This window comes from Thiorhodospira sibirica ATCC 700588 (assembly GCF_000227725.2).
Lineage (GTDB): Bacteria > Pseudomonadota > Gammaproteobacteria > Ectothiorhodospirales > Ectothiorhodospiraceae > Thiorhodospira > Thiorhodospira sibirica.
Map to the genome: position 1 here is coordinate 1,342,747 of NZ_MU255056.1, position 14,715 is coordinate 1,357,461.

Below are 14,715 nucleotides of genomic sequence, written 5' to 3' on the forward strand. Positions count from 1 at the left end.
CCCAAGGCCAGCCGTGGCTGGTCAATGCTCTGGCCTATCGGGCCACCTTTAAGATTCGTGCCGGGCGGGATCGCGCACAGCCCATCACCGTGGAACGGATTGAGCAGGCCAAGGAGGCCATGATTGTGGAACGGGTGACCCATTTGGATCAACTGGCGCATAAACTCCAGGAACCCAGGGTGCGCCGGGTGATTGAGCCGATGCTGGCGGGAACGGCGTTGGGCAACGTCCCCGAAGATGATATCCAGTATCTGCTGGATTTAGGCTTGTTGCGCCGGGATCGTAGCGGGGGCATGAATGTGGCCAACCCGATTTATCGGGAAGTGTTGCCACGGGCGCTGGCATTTACGCCGGAAGCTGGACTGCCGCAAATCCAGCCCAGCTGGCTGAACAGCGATCACAGCCTTAACCCAGAAAAACTGCTGGCGGCTTTTCTCAGTTTCTGGCGACAACACGGTGAACCGATGTTGAAAAGCGCGCCCTATCATGAAATCGCCCCCCATCTGGTGTTGATGGCCTTTTTGCATCGGGTGGTCAATGGCGGTGGGAGTTTGGAGCGCGAATATGCCATTGGCTCAGGGCGGATGGATTTGTGTCTGCGCTATGGGGATGTGACCTTAGGCATTGAGCTTAAAGTCTGGCGCGATACCCGCCCTGATCCTTTGATGGAAGGCTTGGAACAACTGGATGGGTATCTCTCGGGCTTGGGCCTGGACAGCGGCTGGCTGGTGATTTTTGATCGCCGCTCAGATCAGCCCGCCATTGAAACCCGCACCTCCTGTGAAACCCATACCAGCCCGCAGGGGCGGGCTGTGCAGGTGGTGCGGGCGTGAATTTGGGAACACTTCCCGGGAGCGCGCTGCTTGGCCTTATTGATGGTTGCTTTTAAAAAATGCATGACGACTATTTACCCATCCATTTGACCTGGTACAGGTCGTGGCGGCGGTCGCGCAGGTTTTGCACGGTGCCACTGCTGCGCGCCATCATCAGCGTTTCGGGGCGTAAATCGGCAATTGCGACGGTTTCGACATTCGGCGTGGTGTCTGCGGCGACGCCATCGCGGGCGAAGGGGAAGTCACAGGGAGTAAGGATGCAGCTTTGTGCGTATTGAATGTCCATATTTGAGACATTGGGCAGATTGCCGACATTGCCAGACATCACCACATAAAACTGATTTTCCACCGCCCGCGCCTGACAGCAATAGCGCACCCGTAAATACGACTGGCGTTCATCGGTGCAAAAAGGCACAAACAGGATATGAATCCCCTGATCTGCCAGATGGCGGGTCAGCTCCGGAAATTCCGAGTCATAGCAGATCAAGACCCCAATCGGCCCACAGTCGGTATCAATCGCGCTTAAGGTGCTGCCGCCTTCAATGTTCCACCAGTAGACCTCATTGGGGGTCGGGTGGATTTTAGGCTGCTCATGCACACTGCCGTCGCGCAGGAAGATATGGGCGATATTTTCCACGCGCCCGTTGGGCATACGCGTAGGATGCGAGCCGCCGATGATATTGATGTTATAGCGCAAAGCCATATCGCGCAGCGCCTCACGAAAGCGCGGAGTATATTTGGTCAAAGCCTCGATGGATTGCGCCGGGGAGAGCTGCTGATCTTCAATGGAGAGCAGTTGCAGGGTGAACATCTCGGGAAATACCACAAAATCCCCGCGATAATCGGCCACCACATCGACAAAATATTCCACAATCCCCAAAAATTCCTCAAAAGTGCGCACCCGCCGCTGCATATATTGCACCGTGCCCACGCGGATGGTATCCGTCAGGCGCCCGCCATAGCGCTTGGTTTTGCTTTGATCTTCTTTTTGTGGGAGCTTGGGGTTGTACCAGCGCAGATGCACCCCGTAGCCCAGAGATTCGCGATCGGCGGGCAGATAGTCCGGGATAATCCCCTGAATCTCAAAGCCATTGCGCAACTGAAACGACAATACCGGGTCACGTTCCTTTTTTTGCTGAATCTGCTCCACATAGGCTTGCGCGCTGGGATAACGCTTGATGCGTCGCGCCAGCGTCGGCAGACGGCCGGCAAAGACAATGCCTTTGAGGCCCAGCGACTGACACAGGCGCTTGCGTTCGTTATACAGGCGCTGGCCGATGCGATAGCCACGCAGCTCAGGATCGACACAGACCTCCATGCCATATAACCATTCGCCATTGGGATCATGGCGGCTGGCGTAACCATTGCCGGTGATCTCATTCCAGCTATGCGGCCTGTCGATCAAATCCTCCGTGATTCGGAATGTAGCGCAGTAGCCGACAATGCGCTTATCCACCGTGGCGACAAATTGACCTTCCGGAAAATGATTGATCTGGCCATTGAGATTGCCCTCGGTATAGCCGTGCATCCCGGTTCCCTGATAGGCCCGGGCAGTCAATGCCATCAACGCGGGCACATCGGCATGGGTGGCATTGCGCACCTCCAGACGGCTGCGCGGATGACTCAGGGCGTGGGGTTGTTCTGAGGCAGAATTGGTCTTTGACGATGAAGCAGGGTTGGTTGAATTCACAATAATCCTTCGACGCAAGCGGTTAGATACAGGATCGGGCGATGGGTTGACGGATGGATTTGCACAAAGTATAGCAACATGCCACGCTTGCTGCGCAGCCCGTGTGGTTTTATCCTTGCGGCTTAAAATCCCAAAACCATTCGCCATGCGCTATCACGTCCGCCATCTGACCACATATCACTACAGTACGCCGGTATCGTTATGCCATAACGAATTGCATCTGATGCCGCGCAGCCATGCCGGGCAACGCTGTCTACATAGCGCACTGCATATCCAGCCTGCTCCCCGCTACCGCCAGGATCGTCATGATTTTTTCGGTAATCCGGTGAGCTTTGTCACCATTGAACAGACGCACAGCCGTTTGGAGCTGGTCGTTGAAGCCACGCTTGAACGCATCACCCATGAAAACCCGTCTGCATGGGGGCAGGCGCCGTGGGAACAGGCGGTGCTGAAACAGCGCCATGAGCTCGACGCACAGTGGCCACTGGCACATCAATTCTGCTATCCCTCACCGCTAATCCCGCCGCTGTCCGCCTTGCGCGACTATGTTCAAGGCTTTTTCCCGCCCGGACGCGATTTATACACAGCGGTAAGCGCCTTGATGGAAGGCATTTATACGCAGTTTCAATACACGCCGGGCTTTACCACCGTCAGCACCCCGCTCAGTGAGGTACTGGCGCATCAGCGCGGCGTGTGTCAAGACTTCGCCCATCTGGCCATCGGATGCCTGCGCGCCCTGGGGCTGGCGGCGCGCTATGTCAGTGGCTATCTGGAAACGCTCCCGCCCCCTGGTCAGACCCGGCTACAAGGGGCCGATGCCTCACATGCCTGGTTTGCCGTGCTTGATCCGGCCGCCGGCTGGCTGGATTTTGATCCGACCAATAATCTCAGCCCCGGATCTTCGCATCTGACCTTGGCCTGGGGGCGGGATTACAGCGATGTCACCCCGCTCAAAGGCGTGGTCTTTGGTGGCGGCGAACACCAGCTCAGTGTCTCGGTTGATGTCATCCGCGAAACTGCGCCATCGACCCTACCGACACGCTAAAACGTGGCGATGCCTGGCCCTTCGAGCAGGCTTTGTGCCGATGGGTCAGGTGAAACTCGGCGCGCCATCAATCATGCTTAATCGAAGCGGGAAGCAGCATCTGGACGGTAGGAATGCGTCTGGGCAGGGTGTGGATTCTTTGCTATCATCAAGGGCATGCGCCCTGCCCCGGTAGCTCAGATGGATAGAGCGTCCCCCTCCTAAGGGGAAGGTCCCACGTTCGAATCGTGGTCGGGGCACCACACATTTCATCGCCCGGCTCAAGCACCGCTGACGCGCCGTGGATCAGATCGATCAACCTTTTACCCCCGCAGCCCATGACTGACACTGATACCCATCCTGATGATTACGCCTTTGCAACCCTGGCAGTGCGCTCCGGGCAGCGCCGTTTTGGCGAGATGGAACACGCCGAGCCGATTTTCACCACCTCAAGCTTTGTCTTTGCCAATGCCGCCCAGGCTGCCGCCCGTTTTGCGGGAACGGAGGAGGGCAACATCTACAGCCGCTTTACCAATCCCACGGTGCGCACCTTTCAGGAACGCCTGGCAGCCCTGGAGGGGGCGCAGGCCTGTGTGGCAACAGCCTCGGGGATGTCGGCCATTTTGTCGGTGTGTCTGGCGCTGCTCAAGGCGGGTGAGCATGTTCTGGCCTCGCGCTCGGTCTTTGGTTCGACCACGGCACTGTTTGATAACTATCTGACGCGCTTTGGGATTCAGGTCAGCCATGTGCCGTTGCATGATCTGGATGCCTGGGAAGCGGCGATTCGCCCGAACACCCGCTTTTTATTTGCGGAAACGCCCTCCAACCCGCTCACCGAGCTGGTCGATCTGCAGGCGTTAGCCGCTCTGGCGCATCGACATGATTGCCTGCTGGTGGTGGATAACTGTTTTTGTACCCCGGCCTTGATGCGCCCCTTGGAATTAGGCGCCGATATCGTGGTGCATTCAGCGACCAAATATCTGGACGGTCAGGGGCGGTGTGTGGGGGGGGCGGTACTGGGCAGTGAGGCGCTGGTGGGCAAGGAGGTGTTTGGCTTTTTGCGCACCGCCGGGCCGACCATGAGCCCCTTCAATGCGTGGGTATTTCTCAAAGGACTGGAGACCTTGAAGCTGCGGATGCGGGCACATAGCGAATCGGCCCTGCAACTGGCGCAGTGGCTGGAACAGCAGCCCGGCGTGTTGCGGGTTCACTATCCGGGCCTGCCCTCCCACCCCCAACATGCCCTGGCCGCCCGGCAACAACGCCACTTCGGCGGCATTCTCGCCTTTGAAGTGGACGGCGGACGCGAGGCCGCCTGGCGGGTCATTGATGCCACACGGCTATTGTCCATCACCGCCAATCTGGGCGATGCCAAGACCACCATTACCCATCCAGCCACCACCACGCATGGACGCCTAAAGCCCGAACAGCGCGAGCAGCAAGGCATTCGCGAGGGGTTGATTCGCATTGCCGTAGGGCTTGAGGATATTGCCGATATTCAGGCCGATCTGGCGCGGGGTCTGCGGGTTTAGAAGTCAGACACCGCCGGCACCGGCTGCGGCGGGGCTTCGATATTTAATAATTCCAGCTCAAATACCAGCGTTTCCGCCGGACCAATGGTTTTTCCCGCCCCAGCCTCGCCATAGGCCAGCCAATAGGGCAAGACCAGGCGCACGATAGAGCCTTCCGGCATCATCATCAGCGCCTCGCGCCAGCCGGGAATGGTCATACGCACCGGCACGGTGGCGGCCTCGCCGCGCCGGTAAGAGTTTTCAAACTCGCGCCCATCCAGATGAAAGCCGCGATAATGCACCCGCACCATCGTATCCTCAGCGGGAATCTGCCCCTCACCGACCTGAAGCAGCTCCAATTGCAAACCGCTGGGCAGGGTGAGCACGCCTTCCCGCCGGGCCTGTTGATCACGAAATTGCTCGCCCGCCTCGCGATTAAGCTCCGCCAGCAGCAAGCGATCCTGCACCGCCTGGGAATCCGGGCCGCAGCGATTCAGCAATATCACCACCAGCAGCAAAGCCAGCAAACTCAATCCAATGACACGCAGCATGTTGGTCTCTTAGCGCAGCGACAGCGTGCGCCAGCCCATGTGCTGGGCGTGTGCTAACAAGGTTGGATCCGCATCCACCACAACGGGATGCGCCACCTCAGAGAGCAGGGGCAGATCATTGTGCGAATCGCTATAAAACCAGCTGCCCCGCAGATCATGCGCCGGATGTTGTGCCAGCCACTGCTGCAGGCGCTGCACCTTGCCGTGCTGAAAACAGGGAATCCCATCCAGCTCACCGGTATAGCGCCCGTCTTTAATCTCTGGCTCGGTGGCCAGCAGATGATCGACGCCCAGTTTGGCCGCAATCGGCTCGGTGACAAAGCGGTTGGTCGCGGTGATAATCAACAAGGTATCACCCCGCGCCCGATGTTGCGCCAATAAATCATCCGCTGCGGGTAAAAGCAAAGGCTCGATGTGTTTTTGCACAAAACGCGCCCGCCAGGCTAATAAGGTAGGCAACTCATGCGCAGCCAACACCGCAAAACTGAAGCGGCAAAACTCCGCAATGTCCAGCGTACCTTCTCGATATTGCTGATAAAAGCGTTCATTTGCGGCCTCATAGACTGAGGCATCGACAATGCCCTGCTGTATCAGAAAGCGCCCCCATTCATGGTCGCTATCTCCACCGATCAAGGTGTTATCTAAATCGAAAATCGCCAAGGCCACGCCTAAAAATCTCCTTTAACCATGCATCATCAATGCAAAAGTGGGCAGTTTAGAGTGTAAGTCTTTACAGGGCAATGACAGTAACGCCATCGTGGAATACGCCAAGCGTCAAGGCATGCAAATTATGATTATCCCGCGCAAGTAGGATAGACTGGACGGCGCGGGAATCCCCTTGCGGGGATTTGCATGGCGCCGCTATACTGGCCACGTTCCTGGAACCTGCGGTCGAGTGGGCCTTAGCTGACGCCTGTCAGAGCAAAAAAAAGTTCTTGATTTTTCTTCATTGTGTATCAGAATTCTCCATTGTAGATAGGTTATCTACAAGCGCGAAGGTTTCGCGTTCTATGGTCGGGGTCGAAGTCGAATCGCAAAGTTGTTCTCTGTTCAGGATGAACGCCGAGGCCACTTTTATGGCGCAAGCTGGGTTTCGACGGCTGAAACCGCCCATGTTGCCGGTGTTGACCGGCCATTCGGTTGGGACTGCTCAACCAGGACTCCAGTTGCTCGCCCGCAAGGGTGTTATCAACGGAGAGCGAAGTGCCTAAAAATCGCATAAGCAACTTTGCTTAGGTTTTTAGGAGCAGACGAAAGATGTGAGTCCCAGGGCGCATGGGTGGGTTCACTGCCGTAAACGCTCCGCGATAGGCCGTCTTTTGATCGTGTGTTAATACGTTGCCAATGTTCACCTGCTATCCTTTGGGGTGGGTTTCCCGCAAATTGATAAAAGACCGGAGAGCCTGCTCTACCAATCCGGCCCAAGTGACTTAAACCAAATGCCGATGGATCAGCCGTTATCCTCGCAGCACAGACACCGTCCACCTCGCCGCGCGGTTTTTGCAAGCGTCTGCCGGTGGATGCTTCCTGCATTACTTCCCCCACTGTTTTGGCTTTGGGCCAGCCTGTTTAGCAGCGTGCATGCGCAGGTGGTGATCATGCACTATGAGACGACGCAATGGACTATCTCGCGTGACAGCCTGCGTGCCATCTTCAGTATGCGTTTGCAAAATCTGGAGCCCCGCATCCCGTTGACGGTGTTTGTGCTGCACAGTGGTCATCCCGTGCATGATGAATTCAGTAAAAATGTTTTGGGGGTTTTTCCGTATCAATTACAGCGTTCCTGGGATCGCGGCGTGTTTTCCGGCACGGGGCGCGCGCCGATTGTGGTGCGCTCGGAAGAAGAGATGCTGCAACGGGTAGCGCAAACGCCGGGAGCGATTGGCTATGTATCCAGTGTGAATGAGTATGCCGGCATTCGCGTCGTGGAATTGCTGCCATGAGCGTGTTCGTGGCGTACAAGGGACGGCAGCTGGTCTTTTGGCTGGCACTGATCGCCTATCCCATCACGGCGAGCGGTATCGAGTTTCTCGGCCCGGATACCCAGCTCAATGGTTTTGTCAGTCAGGCCTTTATTCAATCCGAACACCATAATTTTTATGGCAACAGCACCCAGGGCAGTTTTGGCCTGACAGAAATCGGGGCCAATGTACACCATCGTTTTCATCCGCAGCTTAGCGGTTCGGTGCAGGTCATCAGCCGGCGTGCTGGGGAGATGGACGATGGCACGCCGCGTCTGGACTATGCCTTGCTGGATTATCGCTATCATTCCACCATGAACGGCTTTGCCGGAATCCGTCTGGGGCGGGTTAAATTACCGGTCGGCTTATACAACGACACCCGTGATGTGGCCATTACCCGTCCGGGCATCATGGTGCCACAATCGGTGTATCTGGAAGGGCTGGCGCTGCGTGATTTTTTTCTCTCCGCCGATGGTGCGCTGGCTTATGCGCACTGGTTTGGGGCCAGCAATCACGCGCTGCAAATAGAAGGCGGGCTGGCGGTGCCCACGCGCCTGTCTGCACAGACCCGCGATGCTTTTCTTCTGGACATGCCGGTCAACGGCTCCCTGCGCATGGATTCAGGCCAGGCGGTGCGAGCACTGTATGAATGGGGCGGCGGGCAGATACGCCTGGGCGCGACGGGTGTGCAGGTGCGCAATCGTTATCATCCGCAGGCGGGGGATTTTATTGCCGATGGGCGCATTGATCTGGATGTCTTGATTCTCAGCGGCGAATGGAACCGCGAACGCTTCACGCTGACCGGGGAGGGCGTATACCGGCGTCTGGCGGCGCAGGACTTTGGCCCTTTGCCGAACCGGATTAACCACCAAAACGGTTATTATCTTCAGGGGAGCTACCGTTTTCATCCCGGCTGGGAGGCTTTTATCCGCCATGATATCCACTGGATGGATCGCCGTGACCGCAGTGGTAAAGCCCAGGCGCAGGCCAGCGCCTTGCTGGGACGGCCTGCGCCTGAACATGCCTTTTTTCAGCGCCATCATGTCGTGGGGCTAGGCTGGCGCTTCCAGCCGCAGTGGTTGCTGCGCACGGAATGGCATGATATTGAGGGTACGGCGCTGACCCCGTGGCAGGATAATCCGCAGTTTTCCACTGAGCGCGGCAAAGCCAACTGGGGTCTTTTTGCCGTACAACTGTCGTATAGTTTTTAGATGATGCCTCCTCTTTTTCAGCAAGACCGCAAACCCCACTTGATCAGTCTGAAATGGAAAGCCTTTTGGTTATTTGGCGCGTTTTTCAGTGGCTTGTTTTTATTCTATATCCACTTCAATCACCAAAACCTCAAACAAAGCTATGCGATGCAGCGCGCCAGTACGCAACAGCATGTGCAGCTGGCGCTGACTGGGCTGGTGGATCTTTCGCAGAATAATTTATTGAATCTGGCGCAGTTGATTCCGGCGCTCAGTGGCCTGCGTGAGACGCTGGAGCAAGAAGATACGGATGCCCTGCATGCCCTGTTTGCACCGCATTGGGCGAGTTTGCAGCTAGATAGCGACATTGCCCTGGCCTTATTTGCCAATGCCAGCGGGAAAACCCTGGCCAGCTGGCATACCCTGGCCTCGCAACCGCTGCCCCTTGAGAGCATTGAGCGCGCGGTGGCGCAGGTGCTGGATTCTGAATTGCCACGTAATTTTGTGGACTGTCGGCCTGAATGCCTGTTGCTCAGTGCGGTGCCGGTGCTTTCCGAGGGGGAGACGCGCGGGGCGCTGGTGATGGGGCGTCCCCTGTTTACCCTGGTGCAGGATTTTCAGCAGATTGCACAGGCCGATATTGTCCTGCTGGCCCCGCCTTCGGGGGATGATGAGGCCATCACGGTGCAACATCCTGCGCTGTGTCCCCGTGAGGTGATCGGCATCACCGGCGCCGCCCGCGTCTTGCCTCTGCTCAAGGCCTTTCAGACCCAGCAACCAAAGCCATTGGCACCGCATCGCTGGCAGCTGTCCCATCAGCAGCAGCACTATGAAATCATCGTCCAACCCTTGATTCAGCTCCCTTCCCAGGGCGCGATTTGCGCCTTGATCATCACCGATGTCGGCGAGGCGCTGCAGCATATCTCCCGTTCATTTTATCGCAATATTTTGCTGGGACTTGGGGCCTTTGGGCTGTTGCAAGTATTGCTGTTCGGGCTGGCGCATTCTTCCTTGTCACGTCTGAGTCGGGTGGCGGCGGTGCTGCCTGGGCTGGCAGAGCAGCGCTTTGGCGAGGTACGCGATACCCTCGCGCTGACGCCGCATCATTGGCCGGATGAGCTGGATACCCTGGAACACACCACGCTGACACTGACCGAGCGTCTGGAAAGCCTGGAGCAGAATATTCAGCAATACACCTGCTCGCTGGCGCAAAAGATGCAGGAGCTGTCGGTGGAGCGTGAACGCTACGAGCTGGCCGTCGCCGGGGCCAATGATGGCATCTGGGACTGGAATTTGACCACGGATCGGGTGTTTTTCTCGCCGCGCTGGCAGAACATTCTCGGCTATGCCGATGTCAGCCATGAAGATTCACCGGATCACTGGCTGGATTGCGTGCATAACGAGGATCTGGAAAAGTTGCAGCGGGATTTGCAGCATCACCTGGAAGGCGCCACGCCCTGGCTGGAAAATGAACACCGCCTGCGCCACACCGATGGCGCCTATCGCTGGGTATTGTGTCGGGCGATGGCCGTGCGCAATGCCTCGGGCTATGCCTACCGGCTAGCGGGGTCTATTTCCGACATCACCCAGCGGCGACGCATTGAGGAGCAGCTGAGCCATGATGCCTTGCACGATTTATTAACCGGTCTGCCCAACCGCAATCTGTTTCTGGATCGGCTGGAACAGGCCATTTACCGTCTGCAGCGTAATCCTGGCAGTGGTTTTGCAGTGTTGCTGCTGGATCTGGATAATTTTAAAACCATCAACGACGGCTTTGGGCATCATTTTGGCGATCAGGTGCTGGTGGAGGTCGCCAACCGTCTGCACAGCTGCCTGCGCACCGGGGACAGTCTGGCCCGTCTGGGCGGGGATGAATTCAGCATTTTGCTGGATGAGGCGCGCACCCTGGAACAGGCCGAGCCGCTGGTGTTGCGGATTCGCGCCGCTTTTACCCTACCGATCACCGTCTCGGGCTATGAGGTGTTCACCAGTTTCAGCGTGGGCATTGTCATTGGCGCAGATCACGACATCCGTCCGGCGGAATTGCTGCGCAATGCCGATACTGCGATGTATCACGCCAAGGCCAAAAGCAAAGGCGGGCTGATCCTCTTTCAGGAAAGCATGCACACCAGCGCCATGCATCGCATCACCCTGGAAACCGCGCTGCGTTATGCCATTGAGCGTGAGGAATTCAGTCTGTTTTATCAGCCGATTGTGGCCTTGGAGAGCGGCCAGCTAACCGGCTTTGAGGCCCTGATTCGCTGGCAAAAAGCCAATGACCAGATTGTTTCTCCGGCCGATTTCATTCCACTGGCCGAGGAGACTGGCCTGATCATCCCCCTGGGCCGCTGGATCATCAACGAGGCGATAGCCAAGGCCGCCGCCTGGTATCATCAGCAGCTCGAAGGGCGCCCCTTACCGATTAACATCAACGTCTCCGGACGCCAGATCAAAGATGCCGGACTGCTGCCGGAGTTGCGCAAGGCCTTACAAACACACCAGTTGCCGCCAGAATGGATCAAGATTGAACTCACGGAAAGCGCGGTGATTGATGACCCGGATCATGCCCTGGCCATCTTGGAACAGATCAAGGACATGGGGCTGGGTCTATGTATGGATGATTTTGGTACCGGCTACTCCTCCCTAAGCCAGCTGCATACCCTGCCCTTTGATGTGGTCAAGATCGACGGCTCATTTATCCGGCGCATGGATAAAAATATTCACGACACCGGCATGATCAACGCCATCATCACCATGACCCATAAACTGGGCAAAACGGTGGTGGCCGAATGTGTCGAATCCTGGTGGCAGGTCGAGGTCTTGCGCAAGATGCATTGCCAAGGGGGACAGGGCTATGTCTTCTCGCCACCGGTCAACGCCGCCAAGGCAGATACCCTGGTGCAGCAAGGCACTTCCTGGAAAAACCCGGAGGGTGCTTAGGTTCTGCTGACATTTCATCCAAGTTATTGATTTATAAAATCTATGGAGAGTTCCATAAGCTTGGCCGCCAGTATGGGATGATAATGCCCCCCACCCAACACCCGAAAAAGCCGTCAACTGCCCTGGCCTAAAGGCAGGAGGGTCAGGATCATGCAGGCGTTAGGTAAAGCGTCGAACCTGCCTGCTGCGACACACGCGGCGCAGGCAGGGGCTAGCCGGTTGTACAGTACACACATTGGCGGGGGAGCGACCACGCCGTGAGGCGTTGTCCGTCACCAGGCCCTTACGGGCAGAGCCTCACGGTCCGGCAGGTGGATGGTCTGCACTTATTTTCGGCGGCTGCGAGGTCGTAGCTGCTATCCCTCCCCGGCATCAAGGCCGGGGTTTCTCGCGGAGAAACTGATGAGCAATTGGTTAATACGCAGGATTGCGGGGGTGATGCCCTGGCTGATACAGCGCAGTCTGCGGCGGGGTTTGCATGCGGTTTATCTGCGCACGGATGGTCAGGCACTGGCGGCTACGGCGCTGCTGACGGCGAATCATCACAGTTGGTGGGATGGCTATCTGGTGTGGTTATTGCGTGAGCGGCTGCAGGCGCGGATGGGACTGATTATGCGGGCGGCGCAGCTTGATCGCTTTCGCTTTTTTCGGCCCATGGGGGTGTTTAGTGATCGCGAGGTGCGCCAGGCGATTCACCGCCTCAAGCATGGCGAGAGCGTGGTCATTTTTGCGGAAGGGAAATTATGTCCGCCCGGTGTGGTGCGTGAGATTCGCCCTGGGAGTGCCTTTTTGGCGCGCAAGGCGCAAGTGCCCATTCAGCCTTTGGCGCTGCGGGTGGTGGTGCGCGGTGCCCAACATCCGGAGGCCTTTATTTCGCTGGGGCCGGTGCTACCTGCTACGGCCTCTGCCGAGCAGATCGTGGCGGCGATTAACCATGAGTTAGCGCAGATTGAGCAGAGCATTGCGCACAGTGACCCCGAACAGATGCCGCCGGGCTATACCTGCTGGGTTGCGGGGGCGCAGGGCCTGCATGAGCGCATGGGCTGGATTGACCGGCTGTGGCAAGGCAGGGCTAAGTAGGGTATCGCCGGGCATGGTTAAATGATTGCGCTGAACGGTAAAGCAGTTCATTATCAAGCAAGGGTTCGCGTATACGTTTCGGGATTCCGGCGCGCTTTTTGCTTTATCCATGCCTTGGGCGAACAGTGCAACGCTTCGCTGCGTATTGTGGTTTGTGCATGACCATCCCTATACATCCATGCTGCTCTTGCTGTCACGGTGAAACTTAGATGAAAAAAAATCTGCCCGTCACCCAAAGGGATATTTCCTTTGGTGAGGATCAGGTGTTGGTTTCAATGACCGATACCAAAGGGATTATCAAAAGTGCCAATGATGCCTTTATTGCCATTTCTGGATTTACCCAAGAAGAGCTGATTGGCCATGCACATAACATGGTACGTCACCCTGATGTGCCCCCGGCGGTCTTTGAGGATTTATGGAAAAGCTTGAAAGCAGAGAAAATCTGGGTGGGGGTGATTAAAAACCGCGCTAAAAACGGCGATCACTACTGGGTGGAGGCTTTTGTCAGTCCCTTGTATGAAGGCCGCCGTTTGGTGGGCTATCAGTCGGTGCGGGTCAAACCGCGCCCTGAAGACGTGAAACGCGCCGAGCAGATGTATCAGGCGCTGTCGCAGGGCAAGACCAACATCTTGGCATGGTATGACCCGCATCGCTGGAGCGTGACACAGCGCCTGTTTATCGGGTTGCTGGTGGCGTTATTGATCAGCTGGGGGATGTTTGTGGGGATTTTGGCGTGGCTTTCTCAGCCGCTGTGGCCCAGTCTGTTGTTGTTGGGCATAGGACTCCCCGCGATCGGGCTGATGAGCAGTTTGTTTACCCGCAATATCCGTGCATTTTGCCGACAATCGCGGCAATTTATCCATAATCCCCTGATGCAGCAGGTGTTTACCGGCAGTCTGGATGAATTCGGGCAACTGGAGTTTGAGACCCGAGTGCTCAAGGCGCGCAATCGTACCGCCTTGGGGCGTTTGGGTGAATATGCCAAGGAGGTGGATGGCTATGCCCAGAAAAATGCCCGGCATACCGGCGAGATGGCGCGTGAGGTGGAGCATCAGCAGGCAGAAACCGAGATGGTTGCCACGGCGATGAATGAGATGACGACCACCATTCATGAGGTGGCGCGCAATACCAGTGATACCTCGAATGCCGCCAGTTCGGCGGTGCAAAATGTGGAGCAGTCCTCGCGTGATGTGGAGTCCATTTTGCGCCAGATTCAGGGTCTGGCTCAGGATATCAGCCAGACCGCTGAGGTGATCAAAAATTTGACACAATACAGCGCGCAAATCGCCAATATTTTGGAGCAGGTGAAGGGCATTTCCGATCAGACCAATTTGCTGGCGCTGAATGCGGCGATTGAGGCGGCGCGGGCCGGTGAGGCAGGGCGAGGTTTTGCGGTGGTGGCCGATGAGGTGCGTCAATTATCGCAACGCACCCAGGAGTATTCCAAGGAAATCGGCACCATGGTGGGTAAGTTACAAGAGGCCACGGAGAAGGCGGTACACGCGATGGAAGGCAGCCAGGAAACCGCCAGCGAGGTCGCGCAAAAATCGACCCTGATTGGCGAAAATATCCACTCAATCGGCCACGATGTGCAAAATATCAACGATATTGCCTTGCAGGTCGCCTCAGCGGTTGAAGAGCAGGCGGCGGTGGCTGAGGAAATCAACCGCAATATCACCAATCTCAATGATGTCGGCCTGAAGAACACCCAAATTGCCGAGTCCCTCCAGCAAAGCGGCGAGCATTTGCAACAGATGGCGGTGAGCCTGTCGGATATGGTACGCCAGTTCAAACTGTAGTCACCGCACCACGGCGGCAAGCCCTTGCCGTTCTTTAGAAGAACCGCCCGCACGGCGCGGGTGTACGGGGTGGCGCGATCTGCACAGATGTCGCCACCGCAGGGCTTATACGCAACACGCGCTGACGACATCACTT

The 14,715-nt window shown here is 57.0% G+C and carries 10 protein-coding genes, 1 tRNA gene and 1 pseudogene; 9 read left to right on the forward strand and 3 right to left on the reverse strand.

The window, feature by feature from the left end; genetic code table 11:
* Positions 1–833: pseudogene (locus THISIDRAFT_RS14760) on the forward strand (ATP-binding protein); the annotation flags it as partial.
* Between the two features lie 70 nt (positions 834–903).
* On the opposite strand, the gene THISIDRAFT_RS06400 reads toward THISIDRAFT_RS14760, so the two are convergent.
* On the reverse strand, positions 904–2,523 hold the full coding sequence (locus THISIDRAFT_RS06400; protein WP_006787413.1) for a bifunctional GNAT family N-acetyltransferase/carbon-nitrogen hydrolase family protein: 1,620 nt from the start codon (positions 2,521–2,523) through the stop codon (positions 904–906).
* A gap of 145 nt (positions 2,524–2,668) precedes the next feature.
* On the opposite strand from THISIDRAFT_RS06400, the gene THISIDRAFT_RS06405 reads away from it, so the two are divergent.
* The 3 genes from THISIDRAFT_RS06405 (at position 2,669) to THISIDRAFT_RS06415 (ending at position 5,079) form a co-directional block, all read left to right on the forward strand.
* Positions 2,669–3,568 carry a transglutaminase family protein gene (locus THISIDRAFT_RS06405; protein WP_006787414.1) on the forward strand — a complete coding sequence of 300 codons (900 nt, stop codon included), beginning with the start codon at positions 2,669–2,671 and terminating at the stop codon, positions 3,566–3,568.
* Positions 3,569–3,733: 165 nt separating this feature from the next.
* Positions 3,734–3,810: transfer RNA gene (locus THISIDRAFT_RS06410), tRNA-Arg, on the forward strand.
* A 75-nt stretch (positions 3,811–3,885) separates the two neighbouring features.
* Positions 3,886–5,079 carry an O-succinylhomoserine sulfhydrylase gene (locus THISIDRAFT_RS06415; RefSeq protein WP_006787415.1) on the forward strand — a complete coding sequence of 398 codons (1,194 nt, stop codon included), beginning with the start codon at positions 3,886–3,888 and terminating at the stop codon, positions 5,077–5,079.
* Here the strand turns inward: THISIDRAFT_RS06415 and THISIDRAFT_RS06420 are convergent.
* Positions 5,076–5,609, reverse strand: a complete 534-nt coding sequence (locus THISIDRAFT_RS06420; protein ID WP_006787416.1) for an FKBP-type peptidyl-prolyl cis-trans isomerase — start codon at positions 5,607–5,609, stop codon at positions 5,076–5,078. The genes THISIDRAFT_RS06415 and THISIDRAFT_RS06420 overlap by 4 nt on opposite strands.
* A gap of 9 nt (positions 5,610–5,618) precedes the next feature.
* Positions 5,619–6,275, reverse strand: a complete 657-nt coding sequence (locus THISIDRAFT_RS06425) for a histidinol-phosphatase (RefSeq protein ID WP_006787417.1) — start codon at positions 6,273–6,275, stop codon at positions 5,619–5,621.
* 854 nt (positions 6,276–7,129) lie between these two features.
* On the opposite strand from THISIDRAFT_RS06425, the gene THISIDRAFT_RS06430 reads away from it, so the two are divergent.
* The 5 genes from THISIDRAFT_RS06430 (at position 7,130) to THISIDRAFT_RS06450 (ending at position 14,579) form a co-directional block, all read left to right on the forward strand.
* Positions 7,130–7,552: a type 2 periplasmic-binding domain-containing protein gene (locus THISIDRAFT_RS06430; RefSeq protein WP_006787418.1), complete on the forward strand. Its 423-nt coding sequence runs from the start codon at positions 7,130–7,132 to the stop codon at positions 7,550–7,552.
* Entirely contained in the window at positions 7,549–8,781 is a 1,233-nt protein-coding gene (locus THISIDRAFT_RS06435; RefSeq protein WP_006787419.1) for a TonB-dependent receptor, read from the forward strand. Before THISIDRAFT_RS06430 ends, THISIDRAFT_RS06435 begins: the two co-directional genes overlap by 4 nt.
* The gene (locus THISIDRAFT_RS06440) at positions 8,782–11,700 is read left to right on the forward strand and encodes a bifunctional diguanylate cyclase/phosphodiesterase (RefSeq protein ID WP_050984885.1); all 2,919 of its coding nucleotides are present in this window, start codon (positions 8,782–8,784) and stop codon (positions 11,698–11,700) included.
* Between the two features lie 438 nt (positions 11,701–12,138).
* A complete protein-coding gene (locus THISIDRAFT_RS06445) occupies positions 12,139–12,780 on the forward strand; it encodes a 1-acyl-sn-glycerol-3-phosphate acyltransferase (protein ID WP_040852245.1) in 642 nt (213 codons plus the stop codon).
* Positions 12,781–12,989: 209 nt separating this feature from the next.
* Entirely contained in the window at positions 12,990–14,579 is a 1,590-nt protein-coding gene (locus THISIDRAFT_RS06450) for a methyl-accepting chemotaxis protein (RefSeq protein ID WP_006787422.1), read from the forward strand.
* The last annotated feature ends 136 nt before the right edge of the window (positions 14,580–14,715 follow it).